7 protein-coding genes are annotated in these 23,235 nt (G+C 48.6%); all 7 read left to right on the top strand.

Going from position 1 to position 23,235, the window contains the following annotated elements; all coding sequences use genetic code 11:
• Positions 1-71 precede the first annotated feature (71 nt).
• The 7 genes from ACTQZS_RS02275 to ACTQZS_RS02305 all read left to right on the top strand — a co-directional run bounded on the left by ACTQZS_RS02275 (position 72) and on the right by ACTQZS_RS02305 (position 22,494).
• Positions 72-14,099 (top strand): VaFE repeat-containing surface-anchored protein, encoded by a 14,028-nt coding sequence (locus ACTQZS_RS02275; protein ID WP_441474388.1) that lies wholly within the window; start codon positions 72-74, stop codon positions 14,097-14,099.
• Between the two features lie 218 nt (positions 14,100-14,317).
• The gene (locus ACTQZS_RS02280; RefSeq protein ID WP_441474389.1) at positions 14,318-15,418 is read left to right on the top strand and encodes a class B sortase; all 1,101 of its coding nucleotides are present in this window, start codon (positions 14,318-14,320) and stop codon (positions 15,416-15,418) included.
• A 95-nt stretch (positions 15,419-15,513) separates the two neighbouring features.
• Positions 15,514-16,116 (top strand): hypothetical protein, encoded by a 603-nt coding sequence (locus ACTQZS_RS02285; protein WP_441474390.1) that lies wholly within the window; start codon positions 15,514-15,516, stop codon positions 16,114-16,116.
• A 49-nt stretch (positions 16,117-16,165) separates the two neighbouring features.
• Positions 16,166-18,211 (top strand): InlB B-repeat-containing protein, encoded by a 2,046-nt coding sequence (locus tag ACTQZS_RS02290; RefSeq protein ID WP_441474391.1) that lies wholly within the window; start codon positions 16,166-16,168, stop codon positions 18,209-18,211.
• A 15-nt stretch (positions 18,212-18,226) separates the two neighbouring features.
• Complete coding sequence (locus ACTQZS_RS02295) at positions 18,227-18,364, top strand: hypothetical protein (RefSeq protein ID WP_441474392.1); 138 nt, start codon at positions 18,227-18,229, stop codon at positions 18,362-18,364.
• A gap of 40 nt (positions 18,365-18,404) precedes the next feature.
• Entirely contained in the window at positions 18,405-20,912 is a 2,508-nt protein-coding gene (locus ACTQZS_RS02300; RefSeq protein WP_441474393.1) for an InlB B-repeat-containing protein, read from the top strand.
• A 235-nt stretch (positions 20,913-21,147) separates the two neighbouring features.
• Positions 21,148-22,494, top strand: a complete 1,347-nt coding sequence (locus ACTQZS_RS02305; protein WP_441474394.1) for an IS200/IS605 family accessory protein TnpB-related protein — start codon at positions 21,148-21,150, stop codon at positions 22,492-22,494.
• Positions 22,495-23,235 lie beyond the last annotated feature (741 nt).

Consider the following 23,235-nt stretch of genomic DNA (forward strand, 5'->3'; position numbering starts at 1 on the left):
AAAAGCTGACATATATAAAGCGTGGACATATCTACAAGAGTTTATCTTTATTCTTAGGAAAGGAGAAAAGAATGAGTAGTTTAAAAAACCGGGTTATGGCACTGGCATTGTCAGTACTGACAGCGGTCACTACATGTGCCGGAACAGTTCCCGCATGGGCGGAAACCGTCCAGACGGAAAATGTGGCAAGCACGTCTGAAAAACAGACAGCAGAAACCGTAGTGATTAACGTTAAGATTGACAATGCGGGTGGAAGCGTGGCTGTCGGAAATGATAGCGACAAAAAGACGGTTCAGATGCAGGACGATGGTACCGTAAAGACCACGGATGCAGAAGGAAACGAAACGGTTGCCGCTATTGACAATACGCATCCTTATGCCTTAACCCTCACAGAGACAAAGGGGGCCACGGTGCCGGTTACAGCAGCAGCCTCCGACGGGTATGAGGTAAGTACATACACGGTAACGATGGATGGCGGTTCGGAAGATACCGGGTTTGTATCCGGAGATACCTTCTCGTACAACCTGACGGCGGATCAGGACAAGACCATCGAAGTTGACTTTGCAAAGAAAGACGAAGCAAAGGCACAGACAGAAGTACAGGCACAGACAGAAACAACTACGCCTGCAGCCGAAGACAAGCAGATCGATACCAGCGCATATGACGACATGGACTTCACATCTGCAAGACTTCTGGTTGGTACAGACAATGCTTCTGTGGTAGAAGGAGATCAGGAATACATCCTTTCTTCCTATGACGGCCTGTACCTGATTCAGTACCCGGATGTAAGGCTCGCAAAAGTGGCTTACGCCGGATACGCAAAGACAGCGGATTTTGTCGATATCGATAACGCAACACTGAGTGCCGCAGATGACGCGGATATCACCGACGTCACCGCAGCCAGTGCGATGACACAGGACAGCAACCCTCTGACCGAGCTGGCAAATGCGCCAACCGATAAGGTGAAAAAGGGAACAATTGCCCTGATTGATACCGGCGCATCCCAAGAAGGCAATGTCACAGAAGCAGTTTCCATGCTCGGCGATGACGCGTCCGACGATAACGGACATGGTTCTCAGATGGTGCAGTATATTACAGAAGAAGATCCGGATGCAAAAATCCTGAGCATCAAAGCACTGGACGCAAACGGAAACGGAACTCCTTCTTCAGTAACAGCGGCCATCCACTACGCGATGGAAAGAAAAGTAAGCGTCATTAACCTTTCCCTTTCCGGAACCAAAACCGCAGAGTCTTCTGCAGTAGAGGAAGCCGTGAAAGAAGCCGTGAATGCGGGAATCACGGTAATCGGCGCAGCGGGCAATAACGGAAAGAATGCAAAGTATTACATTCCCGGAGAAATTGCGGAAGCAGTGATTGCCGGATCCGTAGATAGAGAAGGGAAGAAGCTTTCCTCCTCGAACTATGGCGATACCGTAGATTACTATGTAGTATCTGCATCCACTTCCGAGGCCGCAGCAAGACTTTCCGGTATTTTCTCGAAAGAAGGAAAGATTACAGCGGACAACAAAAAGGTGTTCAAAGATGTTGTATCCGCAAAGGATAGTACTGCGGAGGACGAGGATAAAACAGAAGAGAGTGCTTCCGGAAACCTTCAGGCGGCTACCATTGAGGGATCATGGAGCAACATTTCATATTATGATAATCGGTCGTCCAAAAAAACATTGTCCGATTTGTACGGGATTTCAAGAAAACAATTTGTTGACAGTCTGAATTCACACAAGTCCAAATATCTTGGCGTACCGTATGGTCCTGCTGATTATAACCTCAAGACCATGAATTGCGGCTTTTTTGTGGGACTGGCACTGCACGATGCGGGAGCAAAAAACGCACCGATCGGAGCAAATTCGTATAATTATCCAAACTGGGCAACGATTATTCCATATATGAATTATTTCCATGATAATGGTATCCATGCAGAACTGTATGCAACCAAAGCAGAACTCCTTGCGGCAAAACCTGAAAAAGGCGATATTATCATCATGAATCCCAGAAAAGATGTGAATATGATGCCCGGTACGGACCAGTTCGGCAACCTGGGTGACAGCCACATTGGAATTTACTGGGGAGATACGCCTGGCGATGATCTGTTCTGGCATTCGATACATGGCAAAGATCAGTATAGATCCTATGCTATTCATGAAGCAGATGCGACATGGTATAAGACGCATGATAATGCAAATGCACCGGGAAGCCAGTGGAAAAAGACCATTGATGTTCCTACAATTATTGGAAAAGGCGGAAATATTATTTCCAAATTAACGCCAAAAAGTGACAGCGCATACATTTTGTATCGCTGGAGCTCATCAAAAGTTTATGCCAAAATTCATAAGAGCGGTTCGAACGGCGCTACCACCGGAGCGCAGTATGAGATCTGGTATGATGGAAAGGGAACAGCCGGCGGCGGAAAAGGAACCGGAAAAAGCTTCATAATTGGAAAGGATGGAAATTCCAATGTTGTAGACCTTGAACCGGGACATACCTATTATTACCACGAATTCGCCGCGCCGAGTAATGGCAATTACACGCTGGATGATACCTGGTATAAATTTACTGCAAGTCAAATCGCAAGTCATACCGATGCGAATAATCCGTTGGTTCTTCAGACAAGCGATACGCCTTACGTTTATCTCCGAATTCATAAAACAGGTACAGAGGCAGCCGGAAGCACAGCCGGAGCGGAGTACGAGATCTGGTATGACGGAAAAGGCGGAGCCGATGGCGGAAAAGGAACGGGACTGAAGTTCACAATTGGAAACGATGAATATTCCAATGTTGTGAAGGTGGAACCGGGACATACCTATTATTACCACGAATGCGGCACACCAAGTAATGGCAGTTATTTACTGGATGATACCTGGTATAAGGTGACGGCGGACCAGATAAAAGACCATACCAGCAACAGCAATCCGCTGGTAGTCAATACCAGTGATACGCCGAAGACTTATGTATATCTGACAAAAGCGTCATCCAATACGGATGTTACGCATAACAATCGGTGCTACAGCCTGAAGGATGGTATCTTTGAACTCGCCAATACCAAAACCGGCAAGACGTATACCGTGACGACAGATGAGAACGGCAATACGCCGACGATCCAGGTAGAGATTGGCACGTATCATGTAACAGAAAAAACTGCTCCACACGGGTATCTGAAGAACACTGACATTCCGGATATTGAAGTAACAGAGGATAACGTCAAAAACAATCCATACCATATCCAGGTGCAGGATAAACCCGCACTCGACCCGTCACCCATCCTGTTGCATAAGAGAGACGCGGAGACCGGAAAAGAAACTCCGCAGGGCGCTGGATCTCTTGCCGGAGCGCAGTACACAGTGAAATATTATGATGTGCAGAACGGCGATGAGGCTTCTTTGAAAGACGAAACCCCGCTCAGGACATGGGTACTGGTGACTGATGCGAAGGGAAGGACACGTCTTGCTAGTAAATATAAAGTTGCCGGTGACGATTTCTATATGGATGATGGATTGGCGGGCATGCCAATCGGTACCATCCTGATCCAGGAAACCAAGGCTCCGGATGGATATCGGCTCAATAATAAGGTTTATACAATCCACTTTAATCCTGACGAAAACGGAAACGTTCAGGCGGACGTAAAGAAAATTGATGCAGACAACGACGCTGCTGATGAAGTGAAAGCTCTGGAATCTCCGCAGCGTGGCGGACTGAATTTCCTGAAATACGACACCAGCAACAAGCCGATGGCAGGAATCCCGTTCGTGATCACATCGGAAACAACCGGCGAAAGCCACGTGATTATTGCGGATGCGAACGGACGTGTGAATACGGAGGCAAACAAGCACTCCAACAACACCAACGGAAATGATTCCCTGATTCGGAAAACAGCAGAGGGCGCTTATGTCTGCGACGATCCTTCCAAGCTGGATGCCAATGCCGGTATCTGGTTCGGCGAGGCTCCTGCGGATGACAGCAAGATGGCCCTGCTGTTTGATAAGTACACAATCAGCGAAGTTTTCGTGAAAAACCTGAACTACGGCAAAAACATTTCCAATGTGCGCAAGAATGACACAAAGGAAAACAAGGCAGGATCTGTCCTTGGAGTCGTCATTGACACCAACGGCAAGAATGTAAGCCTTGATCCGGAAGTATGGGAGAACCCGGATGTGAAACTTGGAACAACGGCAAAAAATGCTGACATTGATTCCAAGAACATCGCTCTGACAGACACCGCAACCGTTGTGGATACCGTGTCCTATGAGAATCTTACTCCGGGGGATGCCTATATTCTGAAAGGAAAACTCGTAGACAAAGACAATCCGACGGTTGCAGTCGCCGAAGCGCAGGCTTCCTTCACCCCGTCCCAGAAGGACGGAACGGTAAACGTTACTTTCCATTTCAGCGCTTCCAATCTGGAAGGAAAGACACTCGTTGCTTTCGAGTATCTGAACTGGAAGGGAATCGAAATCGCGAAACATGAAGAGACGGGCGACACCAGCCAGACAGTTTATGTTCCGAAACTCAGGACAACCCTTACCGATCAGTCTGTAGAAGATGAAGTCGGAGTAAAGAGCAAGGAAGATACTTTTGTTGATGCTGTACAGTATTGGAATCTTGCTCCGCATGAAAACTTCCTTATTAAAGGACAGCTGATCCAGAAATCAACCGGAAAAGTCCTTGCAACAGCAGATTCCGGTGAATTCTCTGTCGGTGCAAAGTCCATGGATGGAACAAAGAATGTAATTTTCAAGTTCGATTCGACAGGGCTTGCCGGCGAGACAGTCGTTGCGTACGAAAAGCTGTATCATGTATCGGATGACGGAGACCTCTACGAACTGGATCAGCATGAGAATCTGGAAGATACCGCACAGAGCGTATACTTCCCTAAGATCGGAACGACCGCGAAAGACGGACAGACCAGTGATCATGTTGGAACATCCGGTAAATCAGCAAAACTGGTGGATACCGTCAAGCTGAACAACGTAGTTGTCGGAAAAGAATATGCGGTTCGCGGAACCCTTATGAATAAGCAGACCGGTGAACCCGTTCTTGAAAACGGCAAGAAGATTACCGCGGAAGGCACCGTAACCTTCGACGCAAGCGGCAAAGCAAAAGTAACAGGCTCCGCTTCCAACGCACAGGGAGTGCTGAACGCAAAGAACAGCAATCATAGCGTGGACGGATCCGTAGATCTGACCTTCACCTTCAACTCCAGTGTTCTGGAGGGACAGACGGTTGTTGCGTTTGAAGATCTTCTTCATAAGAATATTGAAGTGGATACCCACAGCGATATCAAAGATGAAGACCAGAGCGTGCATTATCCGAAAGTCGGTACAAGCGCAAAAGACGGTTACACACAGGATTCCGTAGGAACCATCGGTGCAAAAGCAACGGTTGTGGATACGGTAAAACTGGAGAACCTTGTACCGGGAATGACCTATACCGTAAACGGAATTCTGAAAGATCAGAAGACCGGCGCGGACTTTACCGTGAACGGGAAGACCGTGACACAGAGTGCAGACATCACCGTAAATGCAGATGGAACACTCACAGCGAAAAACAAAGAAAAAGTAACCGCAGTATGGAACAAAGATCAGAACCGGGTAGATGGAACCGTAGACCTTACCTTTACCTTTGACAGCTCCGCGATTGCCGGAACATCCGTTGTAGCGTTTGAGAGCCTGCAGCATAACAAGGTTACAGTCGCCGCGCACAGCGATATCAAAGACGAAGGACAGACAACACATTATCCGAAGATTCAGACCACCGCGACCGACCAGAAGACAGGCGATCATGTGGGAACCATCTTTGGAGAGATGATCAACAAGGTACGCGCAATGCTCGGTGACGAGGACGTATCCGGAGACGGCATCAAGGATAGCAGAGAGCAGACCATTGTCGATCATGTAAAACTGGAGAACCTTGCTCTTGGAAAAGAGTACACGGTATCCGGTGTCCTGATGGATCAGAGTACCGGAAAAGCCATCGAGATTGACGGCAAGCAGGTTACACAAACCGCAGTCATCACCACAAGCGCAGACGGAAAGATCACCGCGAAGAACGGCGAGAAGACCAGCGTGACGGCATATGACGCACAGAATCACAGAGTGGACGGATACGTAGACCTGACGTATAAACTCGATTCCTCCAAGCTTGTAAAGTATGGAAGCGAATCCGAGAACGGTGCGGCAATCGTCGTATTCGAAGACCTGATCCACAACGGCGTAACGGTAAACGTACATCATGACATCAGCGATGCGGGACAGACCGTAGGCGATGTGGGAATCCATACCACCGCGGTTGACAGCAGAACCGGTGATCATGTCGGTGACAGCCCGAGAAAGGCAGAAACCCACAGCTCCGTTGCAGACGAAAAAGAAACCGTGATCACCGATACGGTGAACATGACAAAACTGGTTCAGGGAGCAGAGTATACCGTAAAGGGATACCTGGTGGTACAGGATGCATCTTCCAAGGATCATCCGGTATACCTGAAAGCGGACGGAAACACCACAAGTAACAAGAGCGAAGCAATTTCCGCAACGAAGACCTTCACCGCGGACGAAAAGAACATGCAGAACTTCACGAAGCAGGCGAACAGCCTTGCAAACGGAAGCGTAGCACTGTCCTTCCCGGTAAAGAGCAGCCTTGTTTCCGGAAAGACGATCGTTGTCTTTGAGGACCTGTATCACAACAATGTCAAGATCAGCACACACTCCGATATCTCTGATGAGAACCAGAGCGTGCACTATCCGGACGTAAAGACCTCCGCCATCGATAAAAATACGAAGGATGATGTTGGTACGGTTCACAAGAACGCAGTCATCGTCGATACGGTACAGCTGACAAACCTTGTACCTGGAAAGAGCTACACCGTGAACGGAACCCTTCATGACCAGAAGTCCGGCGACGTCTTCAAAGACGCGGACGGAAACGCAGTCACACAGAAGGCAGAAATCACGGTATCCGCAGATGGAAAGAACATCACCGCGAAGAACGGCGAGAAAGTAACTGTAACCAAGACCGGAACCGCAGTAAGCGGAACGGTTGACCTGACCTTTACCTTTGATTCCAGTCTCCTTGCCGGAAAGACACTCGTTGCCTTTGAGGATCTGGAGCATAACGGAGTCAAGGTAGCAACACACAGCAACATCTATGACGAAAGTCAGAGTGAGCACTATCCGAAGATCCAGACCACAGCGACCGACCAGAAGACGGGAGATCATGTGGGAACCATCTTTGGAGAGATGATCAACAAGGTACGCGCAATGCTCGGTGACGAGGATGTATCCGGAGACGGCATCAAGGACAGCAGAGAGCAGACCATCGTCGATCATGTAAAACTGGAGAACCTTGCTCTTGGAAAAGAGTACACAGTATCCGGTGTCCTGATGGATCAGAGTACCGGAAAAGCCATCGAGATTGACGGCAAGCAGGTTACACAAACCGCAGTCATCACCACAAGCGCAGACGGAAAGATCACCGCGAAGAACGGCGAGAAGACCAGCGTGACGGCATATGACGCACAGAATCACAGAGTGGACGGATACGTAGACCTGACGTATAAACTCGATTCCTCCAAGCTTGTAAAGTATGGAAGCGAATCCGAGAACGGCGCAGCAATCGTCGTATTCGAAGACCTGATCCACAACGGCGTAACGGTAAACGTACATCATGACATCAGCGATGCGGGACAGACCGTAGGCGATGTGGGAATCCATACCACCGCGGTTGACAGCAGAACCGGTGATCATGTCGGTGACAGCCCGAGAAAGGCAGAAACCCACAGCTCCGTTGCAGACGAAAAAGAAACCGTGATCACCGATACGGTGAACATGACAAAACTGGTTCAGGGAGCAGAGTATACCGTAAAGGGATACCTTGTGGTACAGGATGCCTCTTCCAAGGATCATCCGGTATACCTGAAAGCGGACGGAAACACCACAAGTAACAAGAGCGAAGCGATTTCCGCAGCAAAGACCTTCACCGCGGACGAAAAGAACATGCAGAACTTCACGAAGCAGGCCAACGGCCTTGCGAACGGAAGCGTAGCACTGTCCTTCCCGGTAAAGAGCAGCCTTGTTTCCGGAAAGACGATCGTTGTATTTGAGGACCTGTATCACAATAACGTCAAGATCAGCACACACTCCGATATCTCCGATGAGAACCAGAGCGTACACTATCCGGACGTAAAGACCTCCGCGATCGATAAAGATACGAAGGATGATGTTGGTACGGTTCACAAGAACGCAGTCATCGTCGATACGGTACAGCTGACCAACCTTGTACCCGGAAAGAACTACACCGTGAACGGAACCCTTCATGACCAGAAGTCCGGCGACATCTTCAAGGATGCAGACGGAAACGCAGTCACACAGAAGGCAGAAATCACGGTATCCGCAGATGGAAAGAACATCACCGCGAAGAACGGCGAGAAAGTAACTGTAACCAAGACCGGAACCGCAGTAAGCGGAACGGTTGACCTGACCTTTACCTTTGATTCCAGTCTCCTTGCCGGAAAGACACTCGTTGCCTTTGAGGATCTGGAGCATAACGGAGTCAAGGTCGCAACACACAGCAACATCTATGACGAAAGTCAGAGTGAGCACTATCCGAAGATCCAGACCACAGCGACCGACCAGAAGACGGGAGATCATGTGGGAACCATCTTTGGAGAGATGATCAACAAGGTACGCGCAATGCTCGGTGACGAGGATGTATCCGGAGACGGCATCAAGGACAGCAGAGAGCAGACCATCGTCGATCATGTAAAACTGGAGAACCTTGCTCTTGGAAAAGAGTACACAGTATCCGGTGTCCTGATGGATCAGAGTACCGGAAAAGCCATCGAGATTGACGGCAAGCAGGTTACACAAACCGCAGTCATCACCACAAGCGCAGACGGAAAGATCACCGCGAAGAACGGCGAGAAGACCAGCGTGACGGCATATGACGCACAGAATCACAGAGTGGACGGATACGTAGACCTGACATATAAACTCGATTCCTCCAAGCTTGTAAAGTATGGAAGCGAATCTGAGAACGGCGCAGCAATCGTCGTATTCGAAGACCTGATTCACAACGGCGTAACGGTAAACGTACATCATGACATCAGCGATGCGGGACAGACCGTAGGCGATGTGGGAATCCATACCACCGCGGTTGACAGCAGAACCGGTGATCATGTCGGTGACAGCCCGAGAAAGGCAGAAACCCACAGCTCCGTTGCAGACGAAAAAGAAACCGTGATCACCGATACGGTGAACATGACAAAACTGGTTCAGGGAGCAGAGTATACCGTAAAGGGATACCTGGTGGTACAGGATGCATCTTCCAAGGATCATCCGGTATACCTGAAAGCGGACGGAAACACCACAAGTAACAAGAGCGAAGCAATTTCCGCAACGAAGACCTTCACCGCGGACGAAAAGAACATGCAGAACTTCACGAAGCAGGCGAACAGCCTTGCAAACGGAAGCGTAGCACTGTCCTTCCCGGTAAAGAGCAGCCTTGTTTCCGGAAAGACGATCGTTGTATTCGAGGATCTGTATCACAACAACGTCAAGATCAGCACACATTCCGATATCTCCGATGAGAATCAGAGCGTGCACTATCCGGACGTAAAGACCTCCGCGATCGATAAAGATACGAAGGATGATGTTGGTACGGTTCACAAGAACGCAGTCATCGTCGATACGGTACAGCTGACCAACCTTGTACCCGGAAAGAACTACACCGTGAACGGAACCCTTCATGACCAGAAGTCCGGCGACATCTTCAAGGATGCAGACGGAAACGCAGTCACACAGAAGGCAGAAATCACGGTATCCGCAGATGGAAAGAACATCACCGCGAAGAACGGCGAGAAAGTAACTGTAACCAAGACCGGAACCGCAGTAAGCGGAACGGTTGACCTGACCTTTACCTTTGATTCCAGTCTCCTTGCCGGAAAGACACTCGTTGCCTTTGAGGATCTGGAGCATAACGGAGTCAAGGTAGCAACACACAGCAACATCTATGACGAAAGCCAGAGTGAGCATTATCCGGAAATCCACACCACCGCGGTTGACAAGACCACAGGAGATCATGTTGGAAGCATCTTTGGTGCTTTGATCAACGGTCTTCGCAAGATGTTTGGTCAGACCGACGCGGACGGCAACGGAATTGCGGATGACAGACAGCAGAACATTGTAGACACCGTAACTCTGGCAAATCTTGTACCCGGAAAGAGCTATGTCGTCAGCGGAAAGCTGATGGACGCAGATACCGGAAAAGCGGTTGTGATTGACGGAAAAGAAGTTACTGCTTCAACAGTCATCACGGCAAGCGAAAACGGAATCAGCTCCTCGAACGGTTGCAAGACCGTATTTGACAACTTTGACAGCACAAATCATGATGTTGACGGATCGGTTGATCTGACCTTTACTCTGGATTCCTCGAAGATTCAGGGTGTGGAGACCGTCGTATTCGAGAGACTGTACCATGCAGATGGCTACACTTCCGATACACAGACTCCGGACTGGGAGGATGAGACCCATCTTATCAACAGACACGAAGACACAAATGACGACGGACAGAGCGTAAGCGAAGTTGGTATTCATACCACAGCCGTTGATCTGGCAACCGGAAACGACCAGGGTGTCGTACCGAACAGCTATGTTACCAGCAGCGTGATTGAGGATACCGTGGAACTTGCAAAGCTGGTTCCGGGCCAGGCGTATCAGATCCGCGGACGTCTGGTAGACCTTACCGATTCTGATTTTGAGAACGGCAAAGTGGTTTACCTGAAATCGGACGGATCCGCAACAGACAACATTGACGAGGCAGTTACCGTCACAAGCGATGAGTTTGAAGCACAGGCTTCGGAAGAAACCCATAAACTTCAGCTGACCGTCAGCGGAAGCCTTGTACAGGGCAAAGATGTAACGGTATTTGAAGACATTCTCCATAACGGAATCGTGATCAGCAGCCATCCGGCGAAGAACACACCCGAAACATGGGATAAAGAGGAATTCAAATCACAGACCGTTCACTACATGACCGGCAAGACCAACGCAACCGACGGTGTGGAGAACATCCACAGCACCGTGGCAGACGGAACACGCACCATTGAAGACAAGGTGTACTTCCAGAATCTCCTTGTAGGCAAGACCTACAGCGTGGAAGGCACCCTTCATGACAAGGCAACGGGCGAGGCCCTTACCGATGAAGGAGCGACACGCAAAGTCACCTTTACCGCAGCAGAAGACCTTGCACAGGCAGCCTATGACAATGACGAAACCGAACAGACAGCAGAACCCGCAAAAGTGTCCGACCTCAAGGTAACGGAGCACTTTGATGGAACAAAGACCATCAGCGGTTATGTCACTCTTACCTTCACGGTAGACGCAAGCGAGCTTGCCGGCCAGACGCTGGTAGCGTTCGAGAAGTTTACAAATGAAGGCAAAGAAATCTTCGTACATGAAGATCTGGAAGATCTTCCGCAGACAATCAAGATTCCGAAGATCGGCACAACGGCGAAAGCCGGAGAACTGGACGAGACCGCTCTTTATAACGAAGACGGCACTCCGAAGGAGATCACCATCACCGATACCGTATCCTATGAGAATCTGTGGACAAAAGAGCTTCTGGATAAACTCCATGAAGAAGGACTTGCAATTACAGACAACGGAATCATCGTACCTTCCGACCATACGCCTGTCTATGACATCAATGAGACCGGTGAATATACCATGACCGGAAAGCTGATTGACAAGGCGACAGGAAAGGCAATCACCGATGTAAACGGCAACGAATATGAATCTTCCGTTCATTTCGTACCGGATGCAGAGAACGGAACCGTCGATGTAACCTTCACGCTGAACGCGGCGGACTTCATCGACAAAGACGGAAACTGCACTCTGGATGGAAAATCCATCGTCGTTTACGAAGACCTTTACCAGGTGCCGGAAGGTGAAGAGACATCCGAAAACAACCATACCGCAGTCCATCATGATGTGGACGATCAGGAGCAGGATATCCGGTTCCCGAAGGGACGCACACATGCAACGGACTACACGGATGGCAAACTGACACAGGAAGAGCTTTCCGCGCTGACGCAGGAAGATCTCGCGAAGATCGCTGCGGATCACGAAAGCGAAGTAGACATTGACAGCCACGAGGCAGAAGCAACCGATACCATGAAGATTCTCGATATGGTATCCTACAGCAACCTGCACGCGGCAACCGAGTACACCGTAACCGGCGCTCTGCAGACCGTTACCGAGCGTGACGAAAACGGCAAAGCCGTGAAGTGGGAGCCCGCACTGGATGACGATGGCAAGGAGATTACGCAGACCGTAACCTTTACGACACCGGAAGACGAAGACGGACAGGATTCTGTCAGCGGCTATGTACCGGTACTGTTTACCTTTAAGGGCGTAAGCCTTGCGGGTAAGACAACGGTAGCCTTTGAGAAGTTCACCCGCGAGGAGCAGGATGTCATGGTACACCACGACATCAATGATACCCCGCAGACGGACTACATCCCGTCCATTCACACCAACGCGACAAGCGCAGTGACCGGAAACCATAACGGCGTCGTAGGAAAAGACTACATCATTGATGAAGTTTCCTATGAGAATCTGGAAGAAGGAAGAACCTACTCCCTGCACGCACAGCTTATGGACAAGGCAACCGGAAAAGCGGTGGACAACGTAACGATTGAAGGATCTTTCGTGGCAGGAACGGAGAATCAGTTTATCTCCAAAGATGGCACTGTCATCAGCACCATGGAAGATGTGAGAAAACAGCTGACAGCGGAAACGAACGGTGCTTCTCACAAAGCACTGAACGGAAAAGCCGTAGAGCCGGTAAAGGAGAATCCGTCGGAGACTCCGACCGAAGAGGAAGAGCTTACGGTATCCGCTGCAGAAGTTGGAAACGGCATTGCGAAGGGAACCTACGTGGTGACCCCGAACGAGTGGACAGAAGGAAAATGGGGATTTGTACATGTCTATGACAAAGACCCGGCAGATGGCGGCAAACTGGTTCTTGCAGCAGATGTGAATGACCAGAATCCGGAGACAGCGATCACGCTGAGCGATGGACAGTTCCTGGAATACTTCAATGTGTCCCTGAAGAAGAACTCCAAGGTTGAGGTTCCTTCCTATGACGGAACACAGATGCAGGAAATCTATGACGCAGACATGAAGGCTCTGAAAGATGCGGATATCCAGACGGATAAGACCGTTGAAGAAACAGAGACCAAGGAAGCAGATACCGATGTTACCGTAGATCTTCCGGAAGATCCGGAGAAAGAGACGGCAGCTGACGAAGCAGTTACTAATTCTTCCGTCGAAGATGGAAAAGACGCCGTAACCGCAGCTTCCGAAACAGAGGAGACAGCAAAAGCAGCAGATCAGACACCTGCAGATGCAGAAACAGGAGTGAGCCGTGTAAGCGGAAGCGTATACGTGATCATCCCGGTAGATGCATCCAAGCTTGGCGGACATACGCTGGTAGCGTTTGAGAAGCTGTATACCAATCCGGAGAACGGAACACCGAAGGAGATTGCACATCACGAGGATATCAATGATGAGGCGCAGAGCGTTCACTACATTGAGATCCAGACGACAGCAACCGACAAGAAGGACGGCGACAAGACGCTTGCAACAAGCGGCACCGTAACCGTTAACGACAAGGTTTCCTTCAAGAACCTGATTCCGGGTAAGAAGTATAAAGTATCCGGTACTCTGATGGATAAGAAGACCGGCGAGGCACTGGTAGTGAACGGCAAGAAAGTAACTTCTGAGAACACCTTTACGCCGAACGCGGCGAACGGGTCCATCAATATGGAGTTCACCTTCGACGTCACCAGTGTTGCATCGGGAGATTACGTCGTATTCGAGAAACTGTATGATGCGGAAAGCAAAGCGGAGATCGCAAAGCATGAAGACATCAACGACAAGTCTCAGACCGTAACCGTACCGACAAGACCGGAAATCCAGACATCGGATCGTCCGATGAGTCCGGTACTTCCGATTGCCGCAGGCGTGGCGGTGGTTGCCATCCTCGCAGCCGTGCTGCTTGGCAGAAAGAAGAAAACGGACGAAAAGTAAACAAAAGCGGATTCTGAAAAGAATCTGCTGAAAAAGAGGGGCGCAGACCTTTTGGCTGCGCTCCTTTTTTGTGCAAACAGTGAGCCTGCCGGGCGCGCGTCCTGCTGGAAAAGGTGCGCCCGGACTATGCTGCGGAAAAGCAAAAAATTCTAAAAATCTCCTCGAAAAACAGGCAAATATATAGAAGAAGCCTTAACCAGAAAAAGAAGGGAAAAACGATGAAAAGAAAGATTGTCAGAGGCATTGTGATTGCCGCAGCCGGTGCGGTTTTGGTTTACTGCCTGATGCAGATGACACCCAAATTACACGAATACAAGGAAAGCAAGGACACGTATAAGCGTATCCGGAAAGAGGCGGTGAAAGAACCGGATCCGCCCTCTTCAAGCGATGAATCGACGGTTTCCGATGCGATGCATATCGACTGGGAGGCGTTAAAAGGTACGGACTGTGTGGCATGGCTGGTTCTGGACGATATCAGCTATCCCGTCATGCATACGGATAATAATACGCTGTATTTGCATCACCTTCCGGATAAATCTTACAACTACGGCGGAAGCATTTTCCTTTATTCGGACAATGACCCGTATTTTGCGGATGAGAATTCGTTTCTTTACGGCCACAACATGGCGGACGGATCCATGTTCGGAAAGCTGAAACGATATCGGGATCCGAAGTATAAGGATCATGTGTTTTACCTGTATCTTCCGGACGGCACCCGTCATACGTATACCTTTTTCAGCGTGCTGTCGGTGAATAAAAAGGATCCGGCCTATACGTATTCCTTCGGGTCAAAAGAATCGTTTGTGGAATATCAGAAGGAAATGAAGCAGAAATCGCTGTACGAGACGGGTCCTGTCGTAAGCGAAGACAACCGTCTGGTGTCTCTTTCCACCTGTAACGGATATGAAGGAACCAGCCAGCGCCTGATCGTTCAGGGAGCGGAAACTGCGGTGGAACAAACGCAGGATGCGGCAAGCTGGTATGTTCTAAAGACGGATTCCAAATATAACATCGCACAAAAAAAGACGATTCGAAAATTGAAGCAGATCGGCCTTACGCAGAAGCAGGCGGAAAAAATCGAAGACGTGCTCGTGGAGAACGCGGTAACGGATATGAATATTTTCACCTTCGCGACGCAGCAGACGGATCGCGGATTCCAGATCACGGCGGATGGCACGGACAATTCTTCCTACATCCTTTTCGTGGATTCGCAGGACAACCACTTATATGCGGTGAAAAAAGTCCCGAAATCAGCGGAAAAGGCAGAGGAAAACGGAGCGGATGCAGAAGGGATCTGGGTATGGCAGGAGGAGTCGTAAGACAAGTGGATGACAGTCAAAGACGGCAGATCAGGAAGACGGAAAAAAGAAAAAATTAAATAAAAAACAGTCATATATTCAGAAGGAGTAAAAAAATGAAACGAAAAACACTGGCATTAATTCTGTCCGTATATTTTGCCGTATCTTTGACGGCCTGCGGAACAGAACAAAAAGACACGCAGTCGGAAGCGGTACAGACTGTTTCCGCAGCATCGGTATCCTCTCGTCAGGAAGCATCGAAAGATATTGCGTGGAGCATTGCAAACTCTTCCAGTTCTTCTTCATCTGAACAGGAACCGACAGAGGAAACAAAAGGTTTCGGCACGAATGGAAAGCATGCGGATATGTCAAGGGCAAAAATCTCTTTTGCTCTTCGGTTGAGCGGTTCTGATCCGATCATGACGAACGCATTTTTTGCGGATGATTACACGCTGGACGCTCTGGCAGACGGCAAATATTCTCTCATGATTGACGATACCGACGCAACAGAAAAAGTACGGGAAGGCGATGTCCTGCTGCTGACAGGAGCGAATGACGGAACGACCAAATCGGGCGGTATTGCGATAAAAGTCACAGCGCTTGGCGGAAGTGATGGAAACGGATTCGTAACATTCCTCGGGGAGCATTTCCTTGATGGAAAGTACGATAAACTGGCAGATGATAGCACGGCGATTTTGCAGAGCGTTCCGGCAAATTAATTAAAATATAGTTTATCAATTTCGAATCAAAAAAAAAGGAGGATCTTTGATGAGAAGACGAAAAGAAGATATCATGCGAGGAGGGATCCTTCGATTGCTGGTACTCGTCTGCTTTGCCATAGCAGGTCTCATCCTGTTTCGTCCGGTGAAGGCAGAAGCGGCGACAAATCCGGCACCGTTCACTTTCCGCTGGGAGGAAGGAACACATGAATTAACGCTGTTTTTTAACCGCAATAACAGTTATCAATATATTCAAGTAGGCGGAGAACAAAAATACATTACCAATTATTCACAGGAAGGCACATTCGTAATTAGTCCATGCATCAAAGGACAACAAGACGGTTGGAATAGTAGTTTGGGCTATTATTGGAATAGAGGTGGTTATCAATACAATACCGCTGTCAAATATAAAACAGCAGGGACGAATAATTCAGTCTATATTCAAGATGGCTATGGAAACACCCTGGTCCAATATAACCCTCCGCCGAATAATACATCGCAAAAACATGCGGTACAGTCGGTTACTGTTCATTTGACTGGAAATTTAAACGAGACAAAAACAGTCAACCTAGATTCAGGCACCGCCTACGGGTGGAAACTTGTACTTAAATCCGATGGAATACATGAAACGTATCCGTCCGATACGCGTATCTACTCTTTCGCGCGTTCAGGATACAGGGTGATCGGATTCGGATTTTCAAAAAATGATGTAGGTAATACAAATCAGAAGGAAAATTTTACCTATTTCAACGTGAATAATCAGATTTATGTCAAATATCAGATAAACCCTGATTTCGATCTTCAAGATGGTTCTCACGACTACGGAAAAATCCTGCATGGAACCGTCGATGTGTGGGCCAACGGGAAACAGATAAGGAATGATGTACGGGATTACCATGAGAGACAAAATTATAACACGCAAATCGTCATAAAAGACATTAAACCGGATCCCGGTTATCATTACGATGGACCGTCAGAATATAAAGCTACGATAACAACGGACACGGCTATAAATGTCACGGGATTCCACCCCAACACTTATACAGTTAAATATGATGGAAACGGTGCTACTGACGGATTCATGAACGATCAGACGGCAACCTATGATGCGGAATTTGTAACCCGGCAGAACGCGTTCTCAAAGACGGGGTATGATTTTAACGGTTGGAACGAGAAGGCAGATGGAAGCGGGACAGCATGGGGATTCAACAATTACGGAGTATACGAAAACGGCAACGGAACAAAACCGTGGCAATGGACGTACCTCCATGACATTACGCTGTATGCACAATGGAAGTACAATGTTGTCTTCGATCCGAATCTTGATTCTGTCTCAACAGTAGGCGATATTGTCAACACCGGAATGCCGTCAGCAGCAAACCCTCTCGTTTGTCATTATCAACAGGGACAGAAGCTTCCGTCCAATACCTATTCCATATACGGCTACACATTCGCCGGATGGAGTACAAACAAAACAGATGTGAATGCTCAGTATGCGGACGGCGCAACGATTCTTTCCAACCCAACGCCAAATAACGGCGATACCGTAACGTTGTATGCGATATGGAAAATCAACAACTATCCGATCACATACAAACTGCAGAAAGACAGTGACGCGGAAACAGATATGCCGGGAACCGTTTCTCTGGCGAACAAGAAAACAGTCGTATATCCGGCACACGGAGGATTGTATTTTGAAAATCCGCGACTTACCAATGAGAAATTCACTGGCTGGACATGCGCGGAGCTGGGAAGTACGGACAAGACAAAGGATCTAACCATTTCCTCAGATCAGATCAAGACATGGTACGAAGCAAAGAAAGATAAGCATGATAACGTCGGAATTACGCTGGTCGCGCATTTCGAGGCCGTTCCGCCGTTCGAATTCGTGGATTCCAAGACAGGACAGACACCGATTTTGAATGAGACGGAAAAGAATCAAGGTAAATTCCGAGTAGAAGAGGTCGAGTCCTCGCCTGGCTATATCTACGAGGATCAGTACCACGATATCGATATCCATGATAACGATGATACGCACGAGTATCAGGACAGCGATTATCGCAACCTAACATTTCCTGAAAAGAACGGAAAGTGACAACAGTATACAACTATGAGCAATACTGTCAGGGCGAAAAGCCTTGGCGGTTTTTTTGCAGAGAAAGCAGGAACATTTCTGGATTCTGACCACCAACAAGGGCACGTTAAAAAGAAAAAAATTAAACAAAAAACAGACATATATTCAATATGAGTCTGCACATGTCGAATCAGAAAAAGAAAGGAGAGTTTTAATGAGAAGACGAAAAGAAGACATCATGCGGGGAGGGATTCTTCGATTACTGGTACTCATCTGCTTTGCCATAGCAGGTCTGATCCTGTTTCATCCGGTAAAGGCAGAAGCAGCCGTCTATACGCACGTGACATTTGATCCGCAGGGCGGAACAAACCATTTCAGTTATAAAAGCTCTTCTGGGAACAAAAATGTTACAGATAACGAGATCTATCTTGAGTACAAAAGCGGCGTGTACTATACGCAGGAAGTGCCGACCAAGGTTGGCTATAAGTTCGAAGGATATTATACGGGGAAGAACGGCACAGGGAACAAAGTATACGGAACAGGTATTGATCCAAGCGACGCCGGCGCAAAAGATAATCCAAAGACGCCAGACATCGACGAACGCAGTAAAATCTATATGATTGCATACCCGGCATACGGATATTGGAAGCAGACTGGAACAACAGCCTGTGAGTGGCAGATAAACGGCGGATCGCTGACGCTGTATGCGCACTGGGTGCCAGAGAAAACAACCGTTACCTTTGACGCGCAGGGCGGAACAACTCAGCTTTCAGAATCAGATAATAAGCTGAATTTATGTTATGACAAAACTAATATGTGCGTACTGCCAATACCTGTAAAAGACGGGTATACGTTTGACGGATATTATACGGGAAAAAACGGTACCGGGAAAAAGGTCTATGGCATCGTGATCGGAAAAGATGGCCGAAATGGCATGGTAGGTGACCCGTCAGACGGCTACTGGAGAGTAAACGATGCCACAAGCTATAACTGGATCCATTATACCTGGTTTAACACCGCATCAAGTGTAACCTTATTCGCCAACTGGCTTCCAAACGATAAGTCACCTTCCATAACTATGGCGACTCATCATGGTGTCGAAGGCTGGAAAACAACAGAGGCTGTCAGTGGTGCTGCCATGGCAACACACGAGTTCATCGGTGATTCGGGCACGCAGCATTCTCCCTACCTGCAGGCCATCTCCTTCCGACTGAATAAAAACGCGCTGGACAATGTAAGCGGCGGTGTTTCCTACCGGGGCGAGGTTGGCGGGGGCAACTACGAAAACCAAAATACAAGAATATATCGTGCCGGCTTCTGGGAAAGTGAAAAAACAGGGTACGATCAATACACGGACTTATATTCAGTAGATGAAGCAAACTATGCCGGAACAGTAGCAAATTCCAGACCCTTGGAAGGACTAAGGTTGAATCTGACAGGCGATTTTGCAAAACTGTTCGATGTGGAATACTATCTGGATGGTTACGCGAATTGTGATGTTGTATTTTGGGATCAGACAACGCAGACCAAATGGTACTTGAAAGGCGGTACCAGACAGGACAAAGTGATCGCGAAAAACGGAGCGTCGACAGGCTATACCGGAAGTACGATACGAATCCGAAATATCGGCGAAGGCATTCAGCTGATCCCTCACACTTATACGATAACGCTTGACACCGACGGCGGCGAGAGCGCTACCACAAAGATCGGTGTAACTGCTGGTTCCACAGACAATAACGGCGCAATCAATTTGCCAACGAAACAGGGTTATCGCTTCCTTGGTTATTACTACACGGACACGGACGGCAAGGAGCATCAGGTCTATAATGAAAATGGTGACAGAGTAGATAACAACAGTGAAACTTACACTGATGCCAGCCTCTGGTATCATGGCTACTGGGAGCACGCGGGCAATGTAACGCTGGTTGCGCACTGGCAGTATACGATTCATTTTGATTCCAACGCGCCGCAGGGCGCTGATGGCAATCCGGCAAGAGTATCCGGAAGCATGGCAGACCAGACCATCCAGTACAGACAGTCCGCGAAGCTTACAAAAAACACATACGCGACATACGGCTACCAGTTTACCGGATGGAATATTGACAAGAATGCGACAGCAGCGCAATTTGCTGATGAAGCTGAAATCACCGCCAATCCAGCGCCGGGAAATGGAGGAACGTTGTATGCGATATGGAAAATTAACAGCTATCCCATCACATACAAACTGCAAAAAGACAGTGACACAGAAACAGACATGCCGGGAACCGTTTCTCTGGCGAACAAAAAAACAGTCGTATATCCGGCACACGGAGGACTGTATTTTGAAAACCCGCGGCTGGTCAATGAGAAATTCACTGGCTGGACATGCGCAGAGCTGGGAAATACAGAAAAGACGAAGGATCTAACCATTTCCTCTGATCAGATCAAGACGTGGTATCAAGCGAAGGCAGATAAAAACGATAATGTCGGAATTACAATGGTCGCGCATTTCGAGGCCGTTCCGCCGTTTGAATTCGTGGATTCCAAGACAGGGCAGACACCAATCCTCAACGAGACAGAGCAGAATCAAGGTAAATTCCGAGTAGAAGAGGTTGAATCCTCGCCAGGCTATATCTACGAGGATCAGTACCACGATATCGATATCCATGATAACGATGATACGCATGAATATCAGGACAGCGATTATCGCAACCTAACATTCCCGGACAAAAACGGAAAGTAACAACAGTATACAACTATGAACAATACCGCCAGGGCAGGAAAGCCTTGGCGGCTTTTTTGCGTTCTTGGATCATTTCTGCATGTCTTTCGCAAAATCGAATGATGAACGCTTTACGTGTCGCATTTTTTCGCGCAAAAAATAAATTTTTTTTGCGATTTCGTCCATATATAAGGTGTAGGGAAAACTGATAGGGCCATATGCTTAAGGTCAATACATTTATCGAAAGGAGGCCGCTATGTCGAAAGAGATGAAAATCCATACATCTTATACCGTGTTTATCCGCGGACAGCTGTCGGATAATAACCTGTGCGGCCCCGTTTCGAGTGATCTGATGAACTGTACCGCGCAGCTGTGTCTTTCGGCTTTAAAGTTCTGCTGCGGCGTATTTCTGGAACACTGGGATGAGTTGAAACCATTAAAGAGTCTGGAACGCAAATCAGCAGCAGAAGCTCTAATCCATACGACGAAGCATCATGATGCACAGTATCCAGAGTTCGATATACGCTTTCACAAGCTTCCACTCGGTATACGCCGTGCCGTTCTTAACGACGCACTTGGCAAAGTCAGCTCCTACATGTCGAATCATAAGAACTGGGAGGCGTTAAAGCCGTCCGAACGAGGAGCAGAACCAACGCTTGGGCTTCCGTCCCGGTATCAGCTCACGTTTTACAAGTCGGAACGAAAGACAGAAGATCTGAAACGCGGTCAGATTCTACTCAAACTGTATAACGGCAAAACCTGGGAATGGTACACTTTCCTTTTAAAGCCTTCCGATGCGCGGTATCTTGCGCATACGGCAGAGCATCACACGATGCTCTCCCCGACAGTAGAGAAGGTACGCGGGGAATACCGGATCCGCTTCTGTTTTGAGGATAAGCGGGAACTGGTATCAGACGAAGACAAACTGTCCTACCGCATCCTTGCGGTGGATCTCGGAATTAATGCGGCGGCCACATGGTCGGTGATGACGGCAGATGGTACTGTCCATGCGCGGGGAGTTCTTCACGCGCGGGCTGAAGAAGACCGTCTCTGTCACATCCTGAACCGTGTACGCAAGTACCAGCGCTGCAAAAGGCATCCGAAATCCATTTATCGTTTTGTTCGGTACGCGAACCGTGAACTGTCCATATGTACCGCTAAAGCTATCATGGCTGTGGCGGAATTATACAGTGTGGACTGCATTGTATTCGAGCATCTGGACAAAACAGGTCATGTGAGCGGAAGACTTGCTTCCCGCATCCATCACTGGAGAGCCTGTGATGTACAGCATCGTGTCGAAACAATGGCGCATCGTGATGGTATGCGGATTTCCCGCGTCTGCGCTTGGGGAACATCAAAACTTGCGTTTGATGGTTCCGACAAAGTCACGCGGGACAAACACAATCACAGCATCTGTACCTTCGCAAACGGAAAACAGTACAACTGTGATTTGTCCGCAAGCTACAATATCGGTGCAAGATTCTTCCTGCGGGAGTGGAAGAAGGTATATCCGAATCTGGAAATACCGGCTACTCCGCAGAGAACGCTGAGCACCCTGTATGAGGTTAGAAACCAGGTCCAGCACAAGGAAGCTGCAGCCTGATTTCATAAATCACTCGTAGGCAAAACCCGTTACTATATAAAAACCGGATAAGGGTTCGCTCTCCGTCAGAAATGGCGGCACATCCGGCACTAAAAGAACGGTGTGGCTGGCAAGGCAAAAGTTCCTGCCGGCTGCGGCGATACACCCGCACCTGCCTGTTGTTAACATTCGGACGCGAACTGTTCTGCGGAATGGGGAACCTCCGGATGCCGTATCCGCAGGCAATGGAAGTCCCGCTCAAAGAAGTCTTCTGCCATAAGGCAGGAGAACTGAGCATATACGGGCCTTCGGGTTCCGGTATGTGAGGTTGGGAAGCCCCGGTCGATTTCCGCAAGGATAATCGCCCGATGGAGGTATCACAGCTATCCCATCACGTATAAACTGCAGAAAGACAGTGATGCGGAAATTGACATGCCGGGAACCGTTTCTCTGGCGAACAAGAAAACAGTCGTGTATCCGGCACACGGAGGACTGTATTTTGAAAACCCGCGACTGACGAATGAGAAATTTACCGGCTGGACATGCGCGGAGCTGGGAAATACGGACATAACGTCGGAATTACGATGGTCGCGCATTTCGAGGCCGTTCCGCCGTTCGAATTCGTGGATTCCAAGACAGGACAGACCCCAATCCTGAAAAGAACGGAAAGTGATAATAATATAGAACCATGAGCAATACCGCCAGGGCAGGAAAGCCTTGGCGGTTTTTTTGCAGAGAAAACAGGAATATGTTCGGATTCTG

It is taken from the genome of Bilifractor sp. LCP19S3_H10, from assembly GCF_052119185.1.
GTDB lineage: Bacteria > Bacillota > Clostridia > Lachnospirales > Lachnospiraceae > Bilifractor.